The sequence below is a fragment of the Streptomyces sp. MK7 genome (assembly GCF_032658145.1).
GTDB classification, from domain to species: Bacteria; Actinomycetota; Actinomycetes; order Streptomycetales; family Streptomycetaceae; genus Streptomyces; species Streptomyces spiralis.
Window position 1 is genome coordinate 14,703 of record NZ_JAVACL010000006.1, and the last position, 20,004, is coordinate 34,706.

15 protein-coding genes and 2 pseudogenes are annotated in these 20,004 nt (G+C 73.4%); 3 read left to right on the forward strand and 14 right to left on the reverse strand.

Features of this window, described 5'->3' with window-relative positions:
- Nucleotides 1–7 precede the first annotated feature (7 nt).
- The 10 genes from R2S09_RS10290 to R2S09_RS10335 all read right to left on the reverse strand — a co-directional run bounded on the left by R2S09_RS10290 (nt 8) and on the right by R2S09_RS10335 (nt 12,944).
- Nucleotides 8–1,579, reverse strand: coding sequence for an alpha-L-arabinofuranosidase B (locus R2S09_RS10290; protein ID WP_316740518.1), 1,572 nt, complete (start codon nt 1,577–1,579; stop codon nt 8–10).
- 330 nt (nt 1,580–1,909) lie between these two features.
- The gene (locus R2S09_RS10295) at nt 1,910–2,140 is read right to left on the reverse strand and encodes a hypothetical protein (RefSeq protein WP_316740519.1); all 231 of its coding nucleotides are present in this window, start codon (nt 2,138–2,140) and stop codon (nt 1,910–1,912) included.
- Between the two features lie 87 nt (nt 2,141–2,227).
- Nucleotides 2,228–4,237 carry an SWIM zinc finger family protein gene (locus R2S09_RS10300; protein ID WP_316740521.1) on the reverse strand — a complete coding sequence of 670 codons (2,010 nt, stop codon included), beginning with the start codon at nt 4,235–4,237 and terminating at the stop codon, nt 2,228–2,230.
- Nucleotides 4,237–7,125, reverse strand: a complete 2,889-nt coding sequence (locus tag R2S09_RS10305) for a DEAD/DEAH box helicase (protein WP_316740522.1) — start codon at nt 7,123–7,125, stop codon at nt 4,237–4,239. The genes R2S09_RS10300 and R2S09_RS10305 overlap by 1 nt, the downstream gene beginning before the upstream one ends.
- A 110-nt stretch (nt 7,126–7,235) precedes the next feature.
- Nucleotides 7,236–7,820 (reverse strand): sugar kinase, encoded by a 585-nt coding sequence (locus tag R2S09_RS10310; protein WP_316740524.1) that lies wholly within the window; start codon nt 7,818–7,820, stop codon nt 7,236–7,238.
- Nucleotides 7,817–8,965 carry an ROK family glucokinase gene (locus tag R2S09_RS10315; RefSeq protein ID WP_306184098.1) on the reverse strand — a complete coding sequence of 383 codons (1,149 nt, stop codon included), beginning with the start codon at nt 8,963–8,965 and terminating at the stop codon, nt 7,817–7,819. The genes R2S09_RS10310 and R2S09_RS10315 overlap by 4 nt, the downstream gene beginning before the upstream one ends.
- A 118-nt stretch (nt 8,966–9,083) precedes the next feature.
- On the reverse strand, nt 9,084–9,944 hold the full coding sequence (locus R2S09_RS10320; protein ID WP_316740526.1) for an ATP-binding cassette domain-containing protein: 861 nt from the start codon (nt 9,942–9,944) through the stop codon (nt 9,084–9,086).
- Nucleotides 9,941–10,972, reverse strand: coding sequence for an ABC transporter permease (locus R2S09_RS10325; RefSeq protein ID WP_399143934.1), 1,032 nt, complete (start codon nt 10,970–10,972; stop codon nt 9,941–9,943). Before R2S09_RS10325 ends, R2S09_RS10320 begins: the two co-directional genes overlap by 4 nt.
- An 8-nt stretch (nt 10,973–10,980) precedes the next feature.
- Nucleotides 10,981–11,985 carry a sugar ABC transporter substrate-binding protein gene (locus R2S09_RS10330; protein WP_306184103.1) on the reverse strand — a complete coding sequence of 335 codons (1,005 nt, stop codon included), beginning with the start codon at nt 11,983–11,985 and terminating at the stop codon, nt 10,981–10,983.
- 209 nt (nt 11,986–12,194) lie between these two features.
- Nucleotides 12,195–12,944: a GntR family transcriptional regulator gene (locus tag R2S09_RS10335; RefSeq protein WP_316740729.1), complete on the reverse strand. Its 750-nt coding sequence runs from the start codon at nt 12,942–12,944 to the stop codon at nt 12,195–12,197.
- 117 nt (nt 12,945–13,061) lie between these two features.
- Between R2S09_RS10335 and R2S09_RS10340 the strand changes: the two genes are divergently transcribed.
- Nucleotides 13,062–14,090: a Gfo/Idh/MocA family oxidoreductase gene (locus R2S09_RS10340; protein ID WP_316740529.1), complete on the forward strand. Its 1,029-nt coding sequence runs from the start codon at nt 13,062–13,064 to the stop codon at nt 14,088–14,090.
- Between the two features lie 212 nt (nt 14,091–14,302).
- On the opposite strand, the gene R2S09_RS10345 is transcribed toward R2S09_RS10340, so the two are convergent.
- Nucleotides 14,303–15,484: a cytochrome P450 gene (locus R2S09_RS10345; RefSeq protein WP_306184106.1), complete on the reverse strand. Its 1,182-nt coding sequence runs from the start codon at nt 15,482–15,484 to the stop codon at nt 14,303–14,305.
- A gap of 168 nt (nt 15,485–15,652) precedes the next feature.
- Nucleotides 15,653–16,087, reverse strand: a pseudogene (locus tag R2S09_RS10350) (response regulator transcription factor); the annotation flags it as partial.
- Nucleotides 16,088–16,180: 93 nt separating this feature from the next.
- On the opposite strand from R2S09_RS10350, the gene R2S09_RS10355 reads away from it, so the two are divergent.
- Nucleotides 16,181–17,146 carry an NADPH:quinone reductase gene (locus R2S09_RS10355; protein WP_316740531.1) on the forward strand — a complete coding sequence of 322 codons (966 nt, stop codon included), beginning with the start codon at nt 16,181–16,183 and terminating at the stop codon, nt 17,144–17,146.
- A gap of 456 nt (nt 17,147–17,602) precedes the next feature.
- On the opposite strand, the pseudogene R2S09_RS10360 reads toward R2S09_RS10355, so the two are convergent.
- Nucleotides 17,603–17,752: pseudogene (locus tag R2S09_RS10360) on the reverse strand (dihydrofolate reductase); the annotation flags it as partial.
- A 156-nt stretch (nt 17,753–17,908) separates the two neighbouring features.
- On the opposite strand from R2S09_RS10360, the gene R2S09_RS10365 reads away from it, so the two are divergent.
- Nucleotides 17,909–18,658, forward strand: coding sequence for a 3-oxoacyl-ACP reductase family protein (locus tag R2S09_RS10365; protein WP_316740532.1), 750 nt, complete (start codon nt 17,909–17,911; stop codon nt 18,656–18,658).
- 163 nt (nt 18,659–18,821) lie between these two features.
- Here R2S09_RS10365 and alc read toward each other — a convergent pair whose 3' ends face one another.
- Nucleotides 18,822–19,961: an allantoicase gene (alc, locus tag R2S09_RS10370; RefSeq protein WP_399143937.1), complete on the reverse strand. Its 1,140-nt coding sequence runs from the start codon at nt 19,959–19,961 to the stop codon at nt 18,822–18,824.
- Nucleotides 19,962–20,004 lie beyond the last annotated feature (43 nt).

Below are 20,004 nucleotides of genomic sequence, written 5' to 3' on the forward strand. Positions count from 1 at the left end.
GCGGGTGTCAGGCCCAGGGGGAGGTGACGACCCAGCTGGTGTCGTCGGCCCAGAACGCGGTGGCGTCCCAGTCGTGGGAGCCGCCGTCGCTCGCGACGTAGGCCGCGTGGTTGTAATGGCGTACGAAGTCGCTGGGGTAGTTGGCGGAGCGGAGCGAGATGCCCTGGCCGTCGTGACTGGCCTGTGGGCAGAAGGTGGCGTCCTGCCGGAAGAGCGCACTGCCGTCGTTGCTGTCGATGCGCAGCCGGAAGTCGTAGTGCCGCAGGTACTGGCCCGGTTTGTCGGCGGACTCGAAGGAGACGCAGGAGGTGTCGCCCAGGCCGGCGCGTACGGTCCAGGTGGCGGCGGACTTGTCGGCGGAGGAACTGGACGAGGAGACCGTCGCGATGGCGGCGTTGCTGTCGGCGCTGTCGTGGCGGAGGTACTCGGTGGTGCAGCAGGACGTGGTGGCCCGCAGCGAGACCCTGGAGCCCACCGTGAGCCGGCTCGCCGTGGAGGACGGCGCGTAGCCGGCCGCGTTGATGTCGGCCTGCACGGCGTTCTCGGTCGCGTCCGAGGGGTATCCGGACGTCATGACGCCTTCGTAGAAGGTGCCGGCGGAGCCGTTGCTGTTGTCGCCGCCGATGCCGAGGATGATGGCCCCTTCCTTGTGCATCGGGTTGTAGCCGGAGACGTTGGGGCGCGGTCCGCTGTAGTAGGTGGACAGGCCCCCGGACTGTGCGTTGCCGGCCCGGATCGCCCACTGGTTCGGCCCGCCCTTGACGGCGGCGGTGAGGAACCGGTGGCTGACGCTCGGGTCGCCCGCGTTGTAGCCGCGGTTGACCCCGGAGAACAGGCCGTTCTCGAGGTCGGCCATGACCCAGGGGCCGTTGCCGGTGCCGTAGCCCCAGGTCTTGCTGTTGCCGAAGTAGATGGTCTCCATGTGGCCGTTGCCGGTGTCGCGGCCGCTGATCTCGGCGTTGCCGTAGTCGAAGCAGCAACCGCCGTTGTAGTGGGTGCCGTCGAGGATCGCGTACATGCCTTCCGGCTGGTCCCCGGTGGCGATGCCGTTGGTGTTGTTGTTGCGGTAACCGGTGCCGGGGGCGATGAAGACGCCGTACGCCTTGTGGCCGCCCACGGTGACCGGCGCGGCCGCCGCTTCCGCGAGGTTGTCGTACCCGCCCGCGGCGGGGCCCGAGAACCCTCCGGGCGGTGCCTGGGTGAGGTGGTTGCCGCGGCCTGACTGGTCGTAGACGACGGTGATGAGGCAGCTCGTTCCCGCGCAGAACGCGTCCTGGGCGGCGGCGTCGGCGTAACCGCCGGTGCTGAGCACGCCGATGTCCCGGGCCGCGCCGTCCGAGGCGCGCTTGACCTGGTAGAGACGGCCGTTGTACGCCGAGTACAGCGCGCGGGTCGTGCTGTGCGCGGCCACGCATGGGGTGCCGCCGGAGGCGTACAGGTCGCAGGGGAGCGAGCCGGCGGCCGCGGCGCTGCTGCCGGCGGACGCCTGACCGCCGAGCCCGGCCAGTGCCAGTGTCAGGGCCAGCGTGAGCAGGGCGAGTGGTCCGATGCGCCGTAAGCGGCTCGAAGTCACGGTCATGGTTTGTCTCCTGAGGATGAGTGGGGTGGGGTTGTGGTCGGCGGCGTCCCACCGCCGGGTGCTCCGAGTCCTTGGTCGGATTGATCAGCCAGCGCTAGTCATGAGCATGACACACTCATTCGGCATTTCGAACGTCGGTCGCATATCCGGACAGGCATTGATGATAGGAAGCCGCCGATGGGTGTCAACAGCCCACGCACGTCCGATACTTCGACCGTCGAAGGCCGAGGTCAGCGGGGTGGTGGGGGCCCGCTCCGCACGGACACGGCCCGCCCCCGGGGAGGGGACGGGCCGTCCTTTCGGCGCTGTCGGGTCGTCGGGCCACCCGCGTCAGGGGCTGGTGCACGTGAGGGTGCCGTCCAGTTCGGTGAACGGGTCGGGAAGCAGCGATCCGGAGGGCGTGGAGCCCGTGCCGGGCACCGGGCAGTCGGCGCCGTCGTCCTCCACGCCGGAGGCGGCCGGCGCGGCGGCCACCACCGCACCGACGGGTCGGGCGTCGTGCAGGACCGAGCCGGCCAGGGCGGCCACGGCGGCCAGGGCTGTGGCGCCTAAAGCGCTCATGAGCGAGGGCGCGACTCACTGGCGCTCTCGATCGAATCGCACGTAGCTCGAAATTTTCGAAACGCCGGCGCGGGACGGCGCGGGCCTTCAGAGGTCGCCGGGAGCGACGAGGCCCGTCAGCGCGCCGACCGGGTCCAGGTCGGGGGTGCCGCGGGGCCACCAGTCGTCGCGGCCGGGCTCCGACTCGTACGCGTACCACAGGCCGTCCCGGCCCAGGCGGAGCTGGAGGTGACCGTGGGGGTGGGTGAGCCGGTTGCGCGAGGGGCGGAAGGCGGGCAGGTCGGCAGCGAGGAGCAGCGGACGGGCCCGGTCGAAGCGGCCGGCCGGCGGATCCCAGGGCTCCTCCAGGACGGCGAGTCCTTCCGGGCCGCCCTGCCGCCAGGCGGCCACCGCGCGTGCCAGGTCGGCCGGGGTGCGGCCGGTGACGGAGGCGAGGGAGGAGTACAGGGTGCGGGTGGCCGCGGTCAGCCCGGAACCGGGGCGGGCCGCGGCGAGCCGTACCGCGTCCTGCCACAGCGTCAGACCGCCGACGGGGTCCCGCCCGGTGGTGAGCAGCGCGTGGGCGCGGGCGGCGGCGTCGGTCGCGAGCTGGTCCAGGGCGAACGGGTCCGGGCCGCCCGGCGCCGCCGGATACACCGGGGGCGGCTCGGGGTGCGCAGGTGGCGGCGGCGGAGCGGGCAGGGGCGGCAGCCGGCGGGGGGCGAGGGCGTCACCGGCGCGCACTCCCGGCAACGGCTCGGGGACGCGCTCGCGCGCGGCTCGGGCGGAGCGGGCGGCGCTCAGCCGGGACAGGGCGTCCAGCAGCTCACGCTCGCCCCGGCCGCGGAGCAGCAGCAGGACGAACGGGTCGGCGTCCAGCAGGCGTGCGGTCTGGTAGCACACGGCCGCCGCGTGTTTGCAGGGGTGGCCGCGATCGGGGCAGCTGCAGTGCGGGGAGAGGTCGCCGGGGCCGGGGAGCAGCGGGACGCCGCAGTCGGCCAGGGACTGGGGCATCTCCTTGTCCAGAAGCGCTGCGATGTGCCCCGGACGCTCGGCGGCCGCGTCCAGGAACCGGTCCCAGTCGGCGTCGTCCAGCGTCCGCACCCGAACCTGGACCCGGTACGGCCGCGGGCGGCTCCCCCGTACGTACGCCAGGACGAGGCCCGGGGTCACGGTGATGGCGTCCACGTGCCCCTGCTCCGCGTAACCCCGCCCTCGGGCCAGCCGCGCCGCGTGGAGGGCGCCCTTCTCCAGCGCGTCCAGCCACGCCTCGCCCCACCAGGTCCCGGCGAAGCCGGACTCCCCCGCCGTCCGGACGGGCGAGGCCGGAAAGGTCCGCCGCACATCACCGTCCCGCCGGGGGGAGGCCATGGTGCGGGGAACGGGGTGGGGTGCGTGGGGTGCGGTGGTGCCCCCGGAGGACTTCACCGCCGTCCGCTCCGACCCACCGGACTCGGGGCCGGCGCCGCGCCGGGCGGAAACCGCGGCACGCAGAGCCTCACGGGCCGCATCACCCGGCCGCTCCGACCCGGGAGACTCGCCAGGGTCGCGGTGGGGTGGGCTGTTGTCCCCGGAGGACGCCGCCGTCATCCCCTCCGGCCCGCCGGGCCCGGGACCGGCGCCGCGCCGGGCGGAAACCGCGGCACGCAGAGCCTCACGGGCCGCATCACCCGGCCGGTCGCCACCGCCGCCGGTGCCCTTCTGCTCCGGACGGTCGGCGTCAGCGGCCGGCCGCTCCGGCCGCTCCGACCCGCCGACCTCGCCGGCCTCGGGGTGGAGTGCTCTGTCGCCCTCGGAGGGCTCCGCCGTCATCCCCTCCGGCCCGCCGGGCCCGCGACCGGCGCCGCGCCGGGCGGAAACCGCGGCACGCAGAGCCTCACGGGCCGCATCACCCGGCCGGTCGCCACCGCCGCCGGTGCCCTTCTGCTCCGGACGGTCGGCGTCAGCGGCCCGCTGTTCCGGCTGTTCCGGCTGTTCCGGCTGTTCCGGCTGTTCCGGCCGGGGGGTCTCGTGGGACTCGGGCATTCGGGGGTCGTCCGGGCCCTGTGCCGGGGTCGGCCGCTGTTGCCTGGCCGCTCGGAGGGCTCGGCGTGCCGCGTCGGCGGGTCGTGGGTTCATCAGCCCTCCCTCCGCAGCGACACCAGGTCGGACAGCTCGCGGTCGGTCAGCTCGGTCAGGGCCGACTCGCCGGTGCCGAGGATCGCGTCGGCCAGGGCGCGCTTGGCGGCGAGCATCTCGGCGATACGGTCCTCGACGGTGCCCTCGGTGATCAGGCGGTGCACCTGGACGGGCTGGGTCTGGCCGATGCGGTAGGCGCGGTCGGTGGCCTGCTCCTCGACCGCCGGGTTCCACCAGCGGTCGAAGTGGACGACATGGCCCGCGCGGGTGAGGTTCAGGCCGGTTCCGGCCGCCTTCAGGGACAGGACGAGGACCGGGGTCGCGCCCTCCTGGAACCGGTCGACCATGCGCTCGCGCTCCGGGACCGGCGTACCGCCGTGGAGGAGGTCGACGGGGACCGCGCGGGCGGCGAGGTGGGTCGTGATCAGGCGGGCCATGCCGACGTACTGGGTGAAGACCAGGGCCGAGCCGTCCTCGGCGAGCAGGGTGTCGAGCAGCTCGTCCAGCAGGGCGAGTTTGCCCGAGCGTGCGGCCAGGCGGTCTCCGCCGCGCGGGTGCTCCTCCTTCAGGTAGAGCGCCGGGTGGTCGCAGATCTGCTTGAGCGAGGTCAGCAGCTTGAGCACCAGGCCCCGGCGGGCGATGCCCTCGGCGGTCTCGATGGCGAGCATCGACTCGCGCACCACCGCCTCGTACAGCGCGGCCTGTTCGCGGGTGAGCGGGACCGGGTGGTCGGTCTCGGTCTTGGGCGGCAGCTCGGGGACGATGCCGGGGTCGGACTTCCTGCGGCGCAGCAGGAAGGGCCGGACCAGGCGGGCCAGCCGCTCCACCGCCTGCTCGTCCTCGCCGTTCTCCACCGCGCGCGCGTGCCGGGCGCGGAAGGACTTCAGGGGGCCCAGGAGTCCGGGGGTGGTCCAGTCGAGCAGGGCCCACAGTTCGGAGAGGTTGTTCTCGACGGGGGTGCCGGTGAGGGCCACGCGCGCGGGTGACGGGATCGTGCGCAGGGCCTTCGCGGTCGCCGAGTAGGGGTTCTTGACGTGCTGGGCCTCGTCCGCGACGACCATCCCCCACTCCTGCTCGGCCAGCCGGGGCACCGCCGATCGCATGGTGCCGTACGTGGTGAGCACGAAACCGCCGCCCAGGTCGTCCAGGGTGCGGTCGGGGCCGTGGAAGCGGCGGACGGGGACGCCGGGCGCGAACCGGGTGATCTCCCGCTGCCAGTTGCCCAGCAGGGAGGCCGGGCAGACCACGAGGGTGGGTGCGCGGTGCGGCCGCTTGAGGTGCAGGGCGATGACGGTGACCGTCTTGCCGAGACCCATGTCGTCGGCGAGGCAGCCGCCGAGGCCGAGGGAGGTCATGAGGTCGAGCCAGGCCAGGCCGCGCAGCTGGTAGTCGCGCAGGGTGGCGGCGAGTCCGGGTGGCGGTTCGGCCGGCCGTACGCCGGCCGTGATGCGGTCCCGCAGGGCCGCGAGCGCGCCCACCGGCACCGCCTCGACCGTCTCGCCGTCGACCTCCGCGGCGCCGGTGAGGGCGACGGAGAGCGCGTCGACCGGGTCGAGCAGGCCCAGATCGCGCTTGCGGGCCTTGCGGACGAGGGCCGGGTCGACGAGGACCCAGCTGTCCCGCAGCCGTACGACCGGGCGGTGGGCCTCGGCGAGCACGTCCATCTCGGACTCGGTGAGCGGGTCGCCGCCGAGTGCCAGTTGCCAGCGGAAGCTCAGCAGCTGCTCGGACTCGAAGAAGCCGGTGCCGTCGGTCGCGGAGCCCGGTGCGGGTCGCACCACGGCGGTGGCGGCGAGGTCCTGGGCCAGGTCGCGCGGCCAGTGCACCGCGACGCCGGCCGCCGCGAGCCGGGTCGCGGCCACGCCGAGGAGTTCGCTCACCTCGTCCTCGGACAGGGCGAGGACGTCGGGGACCTCCTGCTCGCCGAGCCGGTCCAGCGGGGGCCAGACGCGCGCCGCGCGGCGCACGGCGAGGGCGGCGTCCACCCGTGCGCGCGGGCCGAAGGACGCGTCGGCCTCCCCGGCCCACAGGGCCGCCGCGTCGGCGACGAGGGTGGGGTCGGCGAGGCTGTGCACCTGGACGATCGCCGCGCCCGCCCGGCGCGCCGTCCCACCGTCACCGCCGTGACGGCCGTCGCCGCCGTCGCCGTCGCCGTCGCCGTCGAACAGGTCGTACGCCGACAGGTCCAGGCGCAGTGAGATCCGCACCCCGGCGTCCATGCCGGCGGCGACCTCGGCCGCCCAGTCGCGGGCGGCCGGCAGGTGCTGCGGCCGGCGGTCGGCGAAGGGCCTGCCGGAGGTGTGAGGCGCGGCGGGGGTCCGGGGCAGGGTGTCGGCGACGGCGTCGAGGAAGGCGCGCAGCAGCGCCTCGGGTTCCGGCAGCCGGAGCGGGCCGGTGCCGGGCAGTGGCACGGCGTGGCCCTCGTACGGCAGGGCGGCTGCGATAGCGCGCAGGTGCGCGATGTCGTCCGGGTCGAGGGGGCCCGCGCGCCAGGCGTCGTGCCCGGTGGCGGTCAGGCCGGGCAGCATCCGTCCGCGGGCGGTGAGCCGCAGCGCGTGCAGCGCGGCCGCTCCCCAGCAGGCGGTGGCGGGGTGGGCCGCCGGATCGTGCCGGGCACGCACCAGGTGGGGCAGGGCCGCGTCGACCGGCAGGGTGAGGGCGGGTGCCGTCCTGCGGCGGACGCCCCGCCCGTGCGGTCCTACGACCGTGAGCTCGGTGCGCGCGACAGGGGCGCCGGGCGGCCGCTCGTCCTGCCACACCTCGCCGGCCGGGTCCCAGAAGGCGACGCGGCCCTCGCGCGGCAGGGGTGCGGGCAGGAAGACGGCGGCCAGCCGCACGGACACGTGGTCGGCCGTGCCGGCCGTCTCGGCCACGGCCATGTCGCTCATACGTCCTGTCACCTCCCCCTCACCGGTCGAGTCGGTCGTCTTCGACTCTACGGGCGGGGTCTGACAATCGGCTCCGGCTCCGGCCCGCAGGGCCGCTGGAGGACGCGGCGTCAGGGGACGGTGCGGGAGACGACGTAGACCATCGGCAGAACCGGGTTGGAGAGGTTCACGACGACGTCCTGGGTGGGGGCGGGGTTCTTCTGGTGGTGGCTCAGGCCCCACCAGGGGCCGGGGCCGGTGAACTTCCAGCCGCTGATCTTCTGGTCGCGGGCGCTGATGGTGATCGCGCCCTTCCTCAGGTCGTTCCGGTTCACACCCATGGCGTCGAGGTACGTGTCGAGGCCGGCCTGGGTGGTGCGGAACTGGACGTAGAGACGGCTGGTCTTCCAGTTGTTCGTCTCGTAGGAGGCGACCCGGTCGGCGGGGTGCGGGATCGGCACCTGGTAGAGGCGGCGCTGCACCTTGGCGGGGTAGGTGGGGGTGAGGCCGGTCGCCGCGTACTTGGCCTCCTTGTCCTTGCCGCTGTCGCGGCTCTGGTTGGCGGAGATCACCAGATAGCCGGCCGGCACGCCGATCAGCAGCACGATGATCAGCAGGGTGAGGGCCCGGCGGCGGTTGCGGTGCCGGCGGTCCTCGGCCGGCCGGGGCGGTGGTGCGTCCGGGGGCGTCGCCTGGCGTGGCAGCGACATCGTCACAGTGCCTCCCGGGCCGCCCGCCGGGCCTCGGCGTACCGCTCGTAGCGCTCGTAGCGCTCCACGCGGCGCCGCTTGGCGCGCCGGAAGCGGCGGGCGACGAGCCGGGCGAGGTCGGCGGCGCCGACCATGCCGGCCTCGGGGCCGAGCTGGGCGCGCACGATGCGGGCCTCGGGCCGGTAGCCGCGGCCGGTGAGGTGACGTTTGAAGGCGTCCCGGGCCGGGCCGATCAGCAGGTCGTCGGCCGCGGAGACGCCGCCGCCGATGACGAAGCAGGACGGGTCGAGGGCGGCGGCCAGGTTGGCGATGCCGACGCCGAGCCACTGGCCGATGTCCTCCAGCAGCTCGGTGCACATGGCGTCGCCCTCGCGGGCCAGCTCGGTGATCATCGGGCCGGTGATGTCGGAGATGGAGCCCTTGACGTGCTCGATGATCCCGTAGGCCACCGGGGAGTCGGCCGCGGCCAGTTCGCGCGCCTCGCGCACCAGTGCGTTGCCGGAGCTGTACTGCTCCCAGCAGCCGCGGTTGCCGCAGGGGCAGCGGTGGCCGCCGGGCACGACCTGCATGTGCCCGAACTCGCCGGCGACGCCGTACTTGCCCCGCTTGACCTGGCCGTCCTCAAGGATCGCGCCGCCGATGCCGGTGCCCAGCGTGATCATGACGAGGTGATCCTCGCCGCGGCCGGCGCCGAAGCGCCACTCGGCCCAGGCGGCGGCGTTGGCGTCGTTGTCGACCAGGACCGGCACCGACAGGCGTTCGGAGAGGCGGTCGCGCAGCGGCTCGTTGCGCCAGGACAGGTGGGGGGCGAACAGCACGCGGTTGCGGTCGGCGTCGACCCAGCCGGCCGCGCCGATGCCGACCGCGTGCACGTCGTGCCGGTCGGACAGGTCCAGGACCAGCTCGACGATGGTGTCCTCGACGACCTTCGGGCTCTTGGACTTGTCCGGGGTCTCCGTGCGGAGCCTCTCCAGGATGTTGCCGTCGGCGTCGACGACGCCCGCCATCACCTTGGTGCCGCCGATGTCGATCCCGACCGTGGGCACCCGGGGTGCGGTCAGGTGCGAGCGGCGCTCCCGGGTGCCGACCGTGCGCAGCACGGTGGCGCGGCGGGAGCCGATGGGGGCGGTGAGGTCGCGGTAGGTGCTCATCGGCCTCGATTCTGCCGCACCGCCGGTAAGGGTGTCGTAGGGGGCACCGGGGGGCGGGTGCCGCGTACGGCTCGCACGCGCGCGCGTGGAGGCCGTACGGGCGGGTCCCCGCCGCGCCCTACGGGGTGCTTTTCTCCAGCTCGTGACGGAGGTCGTCGAGCTCGCTGCCGCCCGCCATCTGACGGGTCAGCTCCTCCAGGGTGATCTCTTCCCGTGTGTGGCGGCCCACCATCGTGCCCCGCTTCAGCAGCACGAAGCGGTTCCCCACGAGGTACGCGTGGTGCGGGTTGTGCGTGATGAGAACGACACCGAGGCCCTGGTCCCGGGCGGCGGCCACGTACTTCAGGACCACGCCGGACTGCTTCACGCCGAGCGCCGCCGTCGGCTCGTCCAGGATCAGGACCTTCGCCCCGAAGTGGACCGCCCGGGCGATCGCCACGCACTGGCGTTCGCCGCCCGACAGCGTGCCGATGGGCTGGTCGACGTCCCTGAGGTCGATGCCCATGCGGAGCAGCGCCTCGCGGGTGGTGCGGCGCATGAGGTCGATGTCGAGGCGCTTGAACGGGCCCGCGCCCTTGCGGGGCTCGGAGCCGAGGAAGAAGTTGCGCCAGACCGGCATCAGGGGGACGACCGCCAGGTCCTGGTAGACCGTGGCGATACCGCGGTCCAGGGCGTCGCGCGGGGAGGCGAGGCGGGTCTCCTCGCCCTCGATGCGCAGGGTGCCGTCGTCGTGCTGGTGCAGGCCGGCGATCGTCTTGATCAGTGTCGACTTGCCGGCGCCGTTGTCGCCGAGGACGCAGGTGATCTCGCCCGCGTGGACCTCCATGGAGACGCCCTGGAGGGCGCGAACGGTGCCGTAGTGCTTGCTGACGTCGGTCAGCTCGATCAGCGGCGTGCGCTCGGGGGTTCCTGGTGTGCGCCCGGTGGTCCCCGGCGTGCGCTTGGCGGCCTCCGGCGTGCGCCCGGTGGTCTCGGTCATGTCGTCGTCGCCTCCGCGCGCTTGCGGACCCAGGCGTTCAGCAGGGTCGCGAGGAGCAGCATCGCTCCCAGGAAGAACTTGAACCAGTCGGGGTTCCACTCGGCGAAGACGATGCCCTTGCTGGTCATGCCGAACAGGAGCGCGCCGACCGCCGAGCCGACGGCGCTTCCGTGGCCGCCGGTGATCAGACAGCCGCCGATGACGGCGGCGATGATGTAGATCAGTTCGTTGCCGACGCCCTCGCCGGACTGGACGGCGTCGAAGGAGAACAGCAGGTGCTGGCCGGAGATCCAGGCGCCGAAGGCCACGCCCACGTAGAGGGCGATCTTGGTCCTGGCGACCGGTACCCCGACCGCGCGGGCCGCGTCCTGGTTGCCGCCCACCGCGAAGATCCAGTTGCCGGCGCGGGTGCGCAGCAGGATCCAGGAGGCGAGGGCGACCAGGCCCAGCCACCACAAGATGGTGACCTTGACGTCGACACCGCCGATCGTCAGGGTCGAGGCGAAGACTGCGTGGGCGCTCGGGAAGCCCTCCATGTCGGCGATGGTCTTGGTGGAGACCGTGCCGTCGATCAGCTTGGTGAAGCCGAGGTTCATGCCGGTCAGCATCAGGAAGGTGCCCAGCGTGATGATGAAGCTGGGCAGCTTGGTGCGGGTCAGCATGAAGCCGTTGAACGCGCCGACCGCGAGGGTCACCAGGAGCGATACGCCCACGCCGACCCAGGTGTTCGCCGTCATCTGGTAGCTGAACATCGACGAGATCAGCGCCGAGGAGGTCACCATCACGCCCGCGGACAGGTCGAACTCGCCGCCGATCATCAGCAGGGCGACCGGGACCGCCATGATGCCGATCGTGGAGGACGCGTACAGGACGGTGCTGAGGCTGGAGGCCCGCAGGAAGCCGTCCGCGGCGAAGGCGAAGACGACGAAGACGGCGAGTGCGCCGACGAGCGAGCCCAGTTCGGGGCGGGAGAGCAGCTTCCGCAGCGGAGAACCCTGCAGAATCCTTTCGTCAGCGGTTCGTTCCATGGTCGCGCTCATCGGGTGCCCCGCTTCGCGTACTCCTCCAGCGCGGCCGCCTGGTCCTTGGTGACGATCTGCGGGCCGGTGAGCACGGGCCTGCCGCCGCCGAGGACGTCGCCGTTGTACTTGTACAGCCACAGCAGGTCGACGGCCTGGTAGCCCTGGAGGTACGGCTGCTGGTCGACGGCGAAGCCGAGCGTGCCGTCCCTGAGCTCGGCGGCGACCTTGGCGTTGAGGTCGAAGGTGTCGATCTCCGCCGTGCTGCCCGCGTCCGCCTTCGCCTTCACGGCGGTGTCCGCGTACGGGGCGCCGAGGGTGACGACCGCGTCGACGGACTTGTCGGCCTGGAGCTTGGCCTCGATCGCGGACTGCACGTCCGGCATGTCGGTGCCGTTGACGTAGAGGTTCTCGACCTTGCCGGCGAACGTCTTCGCCACACCGGCGCAGCGCTGCTCGTGGCCGACGTTGCCCTGCTCGTGCAGGACGCACAGGGCCCTCTTCTTCCCGCGCTTGGTCAGCTCCTCGCCCACGGCCTCGCCGGCCACGGTCTCGTCCTGGCCGACGTGGGTGAGCGCGCCGAACGCCTTGGACTGAGCCGAGCCGGAGTTCACCGTGACGACCGGGATGCCCGCCTTCTCGGCGCGGGCCACGGCCGCCTTCAGCGCGTCGGGCTTGGCCAGCGTGACGATGATGCCGTCGACCTTCTTGTCCACGGCCGCGTCGACGAGCTGTGCCTGCTGCTGGGCCTCGTCGTCGTGCGAGTACAGGAAGTTGATGTTGTCCTTGACGGCGGCCTGCTTGGCACCGCTCTGCACGATGTCCCAGAAGGTGTCGCCGTCACCGGAGTGGGTGATCATCGCGAAGGTCCAGCGGGGAGTGTTCACCGCCGCCCTTCCCTGGGCCGCCGCGGCCTTGCGGGCGTCCTCCGCCCGTTTGCCGCCGGTGCTGCTGCATCCCGCGAGGGACAGCGACAGTGCCCCTGCCAGCGCGATGCCTACCCAGGTTGGAAATCGTGCCACGAGGCCGTGCCCTTCTTGCCGTGTTCGAACGTACGCACGGGGCTGACGGCAATCCCATCAGCCCCGAACATCCCATTATCGAACACGGGCACGGCGGGACGGACGGCCGGGGAGCAGGCCAGGGTCACATTGTCCGGACATCACGACGCGGCCACGCATGTGGGAGGCGGGAAATCCAGGCCTGCGGGAGGGGCGGTACCGGGGGCCGCTCAGGGCCGTACGAGCAGCTGGAACTCGAAGGAGTAGCGGGAGGGCCGGTAGGTGTGGGTGCCGAACTCCACGGCGCGGCCGGTGTCGTCGAACGTGGTGCGCTGCATGGTGAGCAGGGCGGCGCCCTCCTCCTCGCCGAGGCGCTCGGCCTCGTCGCGGGTGGCGGCCCGGGCACCGATGGACTGGCGGGCGCTGTGGAGGGTGATCCCGGCGGAGCGCATCAGCCGGTACAGGCCGGTGGCCTCCAGCTGTCCGGTGTCCAGGTCGAGCAGGCCGAGGGGGAGGTGGTTGACCAGGTACGCCATCGGCTCGCCGTGCGCGAGCCGCAGCCGTTCGATGCGGTGCACGTCGCCGTCCTCGGCCACGCCGAGGGCCGCTGCGACCTCGGCGGAGGCCGGGACGACCGTGTTGACCAGGACCGTGGTCGCCGGCCGCTGACCGGCCGCCTCCAGATCGTCGTAGAGACTGCTCAGCTCCAGCGGCCGCTTGACCTGGCTGTGCACGACCTGGGTGCCGACACCACGGCGGCGCACCAGCAGCCCCTTGTCGACGAGCGACTGGATGGCCTGGCGGACGGTGGGCCGGGACAGGCCGAGCCGCGCGGCGAGCTCGATCTCGTTGCCCAGCAGGCTGCCGGGGGTGAGGGCGCCGCGCTCGATCGCCGCCTCCAGCTGCTGCGCCAGCTGGAAGTACAACGGCACCGGCGAGCTCCGGTCCACACGGAGGTCGAGCGGGGCGGTAGGGTCCACGACTGGTTTCGGCACGGCCCGAGCGTAGCCCCGTGGCCGGTTGACGGGAAGTCGTGTAGTCAGATTGTCCGGACATGGAGATTGACAGGTGCCCGGGTCCGCCCCCACTTTGTTTCCATGCGCATCGGGGTCATCGGTACGGGCCGCATCGGCACCGTCCATGCGAACACGCTCAGCCGTCATCGCGAGGTCGGCTCACTGATCCTCACGGACGCCGACCCGGCGCGGGCGCAGGCACTGGCCCACCGGCTGGGCGAGACGGCGGCGCCCGGGGTGGACGAGATCTTCACCTGGGGCGTGGACGCCGTGGTGATCACCACGGCCACCTCGGCGCACGCGGAACTGATCGGCCGGGCGGCACGCTCGGGACTGCCCGTGTTCTGCGAGAAGCCGATCGCCCTGGACCTGCCGGGCACGCTGCACGCGCTCGCCGAGGTGGAGGCGGCCGGCACGATCCTCCAGATGGGCTTCCAGCGGCGCTTCGACGCGGGCTACGCCGGCGCCCGCGCGGCGGTGCGCTCGGGCCGGCTCGGCCGGCTGCACACCGTCCGCGCGCTGACCTCGGACCAGGCGCCGCCGCCCGCGGCGTGGCTGCCGCTGTCCGGCGGGCTGTTCCGGGACACGCTGATCCACGACTTCGACGTGCTGCGCTGGGTGACGGGGCGTGAGGTCGTCGACGTGTACGCGACCGGGTCCGACGCCGGGCCCGCGATGTTCCGGGAGGCGGGCGACATCGACACGGGCGCGGCGGTGCTGACCCTCGACGACGGCACCCTCGCCACGGCCACGGCGACCCGGCTGAACGGCGCGGGCTACGACGTCCGCATGGAGCTGGCCGGGGAGCTGGACCAGATCGTGGTCGGCCTCGACGACCGCACGCCCATCGCCTCCACCGAGCCGACCGGGCCGCCGGCCGCGGACAAGCCGTGGACCGGTTTCCTGGAGCGCTTCGGCCCGGCCTACGAGGCCGAGCTGTGCGCCTTCGTCGAACTGGTGCTCGGCGAGCGGCCCAACCCGTGCGACGGACGCGAGGCACTCCAGGCCCTGCGCATCGCCGAGGCCTGCGAACTCTCGCGCCGCGCACACCGGCCGGTCGCCCTCGCGGAGATCCCGGGAGGCACACGGGCCACGACCGGAACCGGGTGACGGCCGGACCAGCACGCGCCGCCACGGGGCGGGCCGCGGTCCACGGTGGTGGACGCCGGGCCTGCCACGCCGTTCGAGGCCGGTCCGCGCCCGTGGAGGCCGGTCGTGCCGGTGCAGGCCGGTCCGTGCCGGTGCAGGCCGGTCCGTGCCCGTGGAGGCCGGTCCGTGCCGGTGCAGGCCGGTCCGTGCCGGTGCAGGCCGGTCCGCTGTGGTCACCAGCGGACCGGGAGGCTTCGCAGGCCGCGGATCAGCATGCCGGGCAGCCACTCGCCCGGCGGGCCGTCGAGGGCGAGGCCGGGGGCGCGGTGCAGCAGGGTGCGCAGGGCGGTGCGGGCCTCCAGGCGCGCCAAAGGGGCGCCGAGGCAGTAGTGCATGCCGTGGCCGAAGGCGAGGTGGCCGCGGGTGTCGCGGTGGATGTCGAAGCGGTCCGGGGCGGGGAAGCGTCCGGCGTCCCGGTCGGCCGCAGCGAGACCGATCATCACCGGATCGCCCGGCGCGATGGCGGTGCCCGCGATCCGCAGCGGTCGCGCCGCGTACCGGAACGTGGCGTTCTCCACCGGGCCCTCGTGGCGCAGCGTCTCCTCGACGGCCTCGTCGACGAGATCGAGGTCGGCGCGCAGTGCGGCGAGCTGGTCGGGGTGGGTGAGCAGCGCGTACACGCTGTTGGTGATGAGGTTGACCGTGGTCTCGTGGCCGGCGATCAGCAGCAGGAAGGCCATGCCGCGCAGCTCCCCGGCCGAGAGCCGGTCACCGTCCTCGGCGGTGGTCCGGATCAGCTCGCTGAGCAGGTCGCCGGCCGGGCCGGCGCACCGCTTGTCCTCGATCAGCTCGGTGAGATAGGCGCCGAGCCGGTCCACGGCCTGTGCGTTCGTCTCCGCGCTGGTCGGCGCGACCACCTCGTTCGACATCTCGCGGAACGCGGCCCGGTCGATCTCGGGCACACCGAGGAGCTCGCAGATGACGGTGATCGGCAGCGGGTACGCGAAGTCCTCCACGAGGTCGGCGCGGCCGCGCGGCAGCATCGCGTCCAGCAGTTCGTCGGTGATCTGCTGTACCCGGGACCGCAGTGCCTCGACCCTGCGCGCGGTGAACGCCCGGGTCACGAGCGAGCGCAGCCGCGTGTGCTGCGGCGGGTCGGTGATCAGCAGGTGCTTGCCGATCACCTGCTCCTCCAGGAACGCCGCGTCCACCGCGCCGATGTCCTTCACCAGCCTCGTGTCGGCCAGGGCGGCGCGCGCCTCCTCGTGTCCGACGACGAGCCAGGTGTCGTAGCCCTCGGGCGGTGGCAGCCGCACCCGGTGGACCGGGCCGAGTTCGCGCAGTCGCGCGTAGACCGGGTGCGGGTCCTCTCGGAACGCCTCTCCGTACTCGGTCAGGTCGATCACGTCCGCCATCACCGCTCCCTCCGGAGCACGAAACTCCCCACGGAGCACGAAAGGCTCCCCCCTGACACGTCAACGCATGAGGTGTCCCCGAAGTGCCCCGGACCCCGATGCCGCTGGACCCCGATGCCGCCGGGCCCGGATGCCCCTGGGCCCGGATGCCCTGGGCTCCCAGGCCCGGTCGTCTTCGTCGAGGAGCCCGGCGTCGTGGGCGAGCAGCGCCATCTGGACCCGGTTGTCGAGGTCAAGCTCGGCCAGGATGCGCGAGACGTGGGTCTTGACGGTGGCGACGCTCATGTACGGTTCCGCGGCGATCTGCGCGTTGGCCAGACCCGGCCGACACGGACGGCGACCTCCCGTTCCCGCTCGTTGAGGGCGGCGAGGCGTTCGCGCGCGCGGGTGCGCCGGTCGTGGGCCGCGCCGCCGGCCGCGTGCCGTATCAGCCGGCGGGTGACGGTCGGCGAGAGCGCCGGGTCGCCCGCCGCGACCCGGCGCACCGCCTCGACGATCTCGGGTCGCCGACGATCTCGATGTCCTCGGCACCCCCAGCATGAGGGACAGCCCCGCCCTCACCAGCGGGTCGTCATCCACGAGGAGCAGTCGGATCGCGGTCATGGGCCCCACCCGACCAAACCGCCGACGCGCCGGCCACACCGGCCCGCCGTCGCCGGACGCGCGCCCGCCGGCCCGGTGGGAGAATGATCGGTCATGCGTGCCGCGTACATCGAGCGACTGGGTTCACCCGACGTCATCCGCTGGGGCGAACTGCCCGCACCCGTGCCGGGTCCCGGCGAGGTGCTGGTGGACGTGCTGGTGACCACGGTCAATCCGGTGGACGCCTTCGTCCGTTCGGGGGTGTTCCGTACGCCGATCCCCCTGCCCTTCGTCATCGGGCGCGATCTCGTGGGCACCGTCGCCTCACCCGGGTGCGGCTTCGCCGTGGGCGAGACGGTGTGGTGCGACAGTCTCGGCCACGACGGGCGGCAGGGGGCGACCGCCGAGCAGGCCGTGGTGCCCTCCGACCGCCTGTACCGGCTGCCGGCCGGCGTACGCCCGGAGGAGGCGGTGGCCGTGTTCCATCCCGCCGCCACCGCCCATCTGGCCCTCCACACCCACGGCGGGCTGCGTCCGGGCGAGACGGTGCTGGTCGGCGGGGCGGGCGGCAATGTGGGCAGCGCGCTGGTGGAGCTCGCGGCGCGGGCGGGGGCGCGGGTGCTCGCGACGGCGGCGCCGCGTGACCACGTCCACGTACGGTCCCTGGGGGCGGCGGAGGTCCTGGACTACCGAGCCGCCGGCCTCACCGAGCGGCTGGCGGCGCTGGCGCCCGACGGGGTGGACGTCCATGTCGACACCTCCGGCCACCACGACCTCGGGGCCGCCGTCGGCCTGCTCGCGCGACGCGGGCGTATCGTCCTCATGGCCGGTCCCAGGGCCGAGCCGGTCCTGCCGGTCGGCCCGCTGTACACGAAGCACGGGTCGCTGCGCGGTTTCGTCATCTCCCACGCGACGGTGGCGGAACTCGCCGAGGCGGCGGCCGCGCTCAACGAGCTGCTCGCGGCGGGCGGCCTGCGGCCCCGGTCGGTCGAGCACCGCCCCATGAGCGAGGCGGCGGACGTCCACCGCCGCCTGGAGCGGGGCGACCTGCACGGCCGGCGCGTCGTGCTTCATCCCTGACCGCTCGCGGCCCGCCCCGCTCCCCGCCTGCCCGACCGGTCGCGGTCCCGGCAAGTCCGGTGAAGTGGCGGGTAGTTCACCTGCGGCCCGGCACCGTCACATCACCTCCACAAGTGAGCGCCGGGCCGCGGGCGCGCCGCACGCCGCCCGGCCCGACCGGTCAGGTGTCCTCCGGGAGCTCGTAGGAGCCTTGACGCCCTCTCCTGCCCGAGGCAGGAGATTCTGGTCCGTACCGCTTGGCGGTACCACCTGGGGTTCCTGTTTCCCAGGCCACCGCCGACCGGTGAGGGTCGGTCTTACACGGCCTCCGCAGGCCTGACTTCCCGCCCGTCCGGCGGTAGGTCCGACAACTCCGTCGTCGGACAAGGCGATCTTAGCCATGTCCCTGCGCCCCTTCGGGCCGCTACGGGCAGGATGCCCTACACCTCCACCCTGAAGGTTGGAGCACTGGGCAAGCGTTCGATAGCGGGGACGGCCCGCGAGGTCGTACGACTGGATGGGCACGGTGTCGACGAGGTCCTGCGCCGGCAGGGAACGGGCGAGGGCGCCGCTGCCGTGGACCTGGAGTTCGCCGTCGGTGCGCTCCTTGATCTCGGTGACCTGCCGGCGAGGTCTTTCGGGGTGCGGTCCGTCGCCTGTCATGAGGTCAGGCCCCACCGGCCCGCAACTCATCGGTGGTTCCGGAGCGGGTCCGGCCGGCCGGCCGACGTCGGTGTCCGTTGGCCGCCAGCGTCCGCGCCGCCCGGCCGCTGGGATGGGGGCATGACTTCTTCAGCGCAGACGAACGGCAAGGTGGCTCTTGTGACCGGCGGCAGCCGTGGCATCGGCGCGGCGACGGCGGTACGCCTCGCTCGCGAGGGCCACGACGTGGCGGTCACCTATGTGAACGCAAAGGAGGCGGCGGCGGAGGTCGTACGGGCCGTCGAGGGGCTCGGGCGGCGGGCGGTGGCCCTGCGGGCGGACGCGGCCGACCCGCGGGAGGCGGCGGGGGCCGTGGGCCGTACGGTGGACGAGCTGGGCGGACTCGACGTGCTGGTGAACAACGCGGGGGTCGGGCTGCTCGGGCCGGTGGAGTCCCTGACGCTCGCCGATGTCGACCAGGTGCTCGCCGTCAACGTGCGCGCGGTGTTCCTGGCCTGCCAGGCGGCTGCTTCCCGCATGGGGCACGGCGGCCGGATCGTCACCATCGGCACCTGCATGACCCAGCGCGTCCCCGGGCCCGGCGGGACCCTCTACGCGACGAGCAAGGCGGCCCTGATCGGCCTGACCAAGGCGCTCGCCCGGGAACTCGGGCCGCGCGGGATCACGGCGAACATCGTCCACCCCGGTCCGATCGACACCGACATGAACCCCGCCGACGGCCCCTACGCGTCCGGCCAGGCGCAAATGACGGCCCTGGGCCGCTTCGGCACCCCCGCCGAGGTGGCGTCCACGGTGGCGTACCTGGCGAGCGCCGAGGCGGCCTACGTCACCGGAACCGAGTTCGCGGTGGACGGCGGCCACGCCGCCTGACGCGACGGCGGCCATCGCGGGGCACGCCGGTGCTGTCAGGCCGGCGCGCCCCGCGAGTTCGGTGGGGCCCCGAACCTCCGGGCCGGCCCGGGGCCGGCAGGGGCAGTCGGCCCGGGGGGCGGGCCGGTGGCCGTAGGCCCGTCGGTCCGTGGTGGCGGGGGGGTCAGCCACCCAGTTCCTGGTGGTGGGCCGTGAGGTGGGTTGCGCCCTGCTGTGTCAGGGTGCCGAAGAGACGCAGGCGGGAGATGCCTCCGTCCGGGAAGATGTCCACGCGCGCGTGCGTGCCGACGGTGGGCGTGGGCAGCACGAAGCGGTGGTTGGTGTCGGGCTGGAGGCGGGTGCGCGGGAGGATCTCCGTCCACTCGCCGTTCTCGCCGTCCTTCACCGACACCGACGCCCAGCCCGCGCTGTTGCCCTTGAGGCAGGCGGTGTCGATCTCGAGGGCACGGATCTCCGACTGGGCGGCCAGCCGGTAGCGGATCCAGTCGTTGCCCCGGTCGCGGCGGCGCCGGGTCTCCCAGCCGTCGTCCATCTTGCGGGAGCGGCCCGGCTGGATGGTGTTGGTGGCCGGTGAGTAGAAGAGGTCGGAGGCGTCCTCGACCCGGCCGCCGTTCTCCAGGGCGACCACGTCGAAGGTGCCGAGCGCCGCGAGCCACTTCGGGTCCGGGACCACCTCGCCGTACACCCGCAGCCGGGCGATGCCGCCATCGGGGTGCTGCTTGACGCGCAGGTGGGTGAAGCGCTGCTCGACGTCGACCGCGAAGCCGTTGGCCGCGTGGCCGCCGACGGCGGTGCGCGGGACCAGCGTCGCCCACTTGACGTCGTCGGCCAGCAGCTCCTCCGGCGACGGGGAGCCGGGCACCGAGGTGCCCTCGACGGACACCGCCTGCGGGTAGTTGCCGCGGAAGTGGGCCGTGTCGACGACGATGCCGCGCACGACGCCCGGCGCGCCGAGCCGGATCAGCGCCCAGTCGTGGTCGTCCTCGATGGGCCAGGGGTGGTCGGCGGAGGCACCGCGCCGCCGCCGGGTCTCCCAGCCGTCCATGATCTTGCCCTTGTGCCCGAAGTGCTCGGGGTCGAACTCGGCGCGCTCGGGCACCAGCAGGTTCTCGCGCTGGGCGAAGAACTCGTCGTTGGCGGCGACGACACCGGCGCCGAGCTGCCGGTCGGCGAGGTTGGCGTACTGGGTGAAGGGGAAGTCGGCGGTGCGGTAGTCCGCGTACGGGTCACCGCCTCCGTAGGGGTTCGCGTCGCCGGTGAAGCTCGCCCAACTGGATTGATGCAGCGCCGTCACGGTGATCAGTTCTTCCTTTCGGTTCGGTGGTGGGCCGGTGCGGGTGGGTCGG

Coding starts and splice junctions, on each gene's coding strand:
- R2S09_RS10290 (WP_316740518.1), bottom strand. CDS start 1,579: ATGACCGTGACTTCGAGCCGCTTACGGCGCATCGGACCACTCGCCCTG.
- R2S09_RS10295 (WP_316740519.1), bottom strand. CDS start 2,140: ATGAGCGCTTTAGGCGCCACAGCCCTGGCCGCCGTGGCCGCCCTGGCC.
- R2S09_RS10300 (WP_316740521.1), bottom strand. CDS start 4,237: ATGAACCCACGACCCGCCGACGCGGCACGCCGAGCCCTCCGAGCGGCC.
- R2S09_RS10305 (WP_316740522.1), bottom strand. CDS start 7,125: ATGAGCGACATGGCCGTGGCCGAGACGGCCGGCACGGCCGACCACGTG.
- R2S09_RS10315 (WP_306184098.1), bottom strand. CDS start 8,965: ATGAGCACCTACCGCGACCTCACCGCCCCCATCGGCTCCCGCCGCGCC.
- R2S09_RS10320 (WP_316740526.1), bottom strand. CDS start 9,944: ATGACCGAGACCACCGGGCGCACGCCGGAGGCCGCCAAGCGCACGCCG.
- R2S09_RS10325 (WP_399143934.1), bottom strand. CDS start 10,972: ATGGAACGAACCGCTGACGAAAGGATTCTGCAGGGTTCTCCGCTGCGG.
- R2S09_RS10340 (WP_316740529.1), top strand. CDS start 13,062: ATGCGCATCGGGGTCATCGGTACGGGCCGCATCGGCACCGTCCATGCG.
- R2S09_RS10345 (WP_306184106.1), bottom strand. CDS start 15,484: ATGGCGGACGTGATCGACCTGACCGAGTACGGAGAGGCGTTCCGAGAG.
- R2S09_RS10355 (WP_316740531.1), top strand. CDS start 16,181: ATGCGTGCCGCGTACATCGAGCGACTGGGTTCACCCGACGTCATCCGC.
- R2S09_RS10365 (WP_316740532.1), top strand. CDS start 17,909: ATGACTTCTTCAGCGCAGACGAACGGCAAGGTGGCTCTTGTGACCGGC.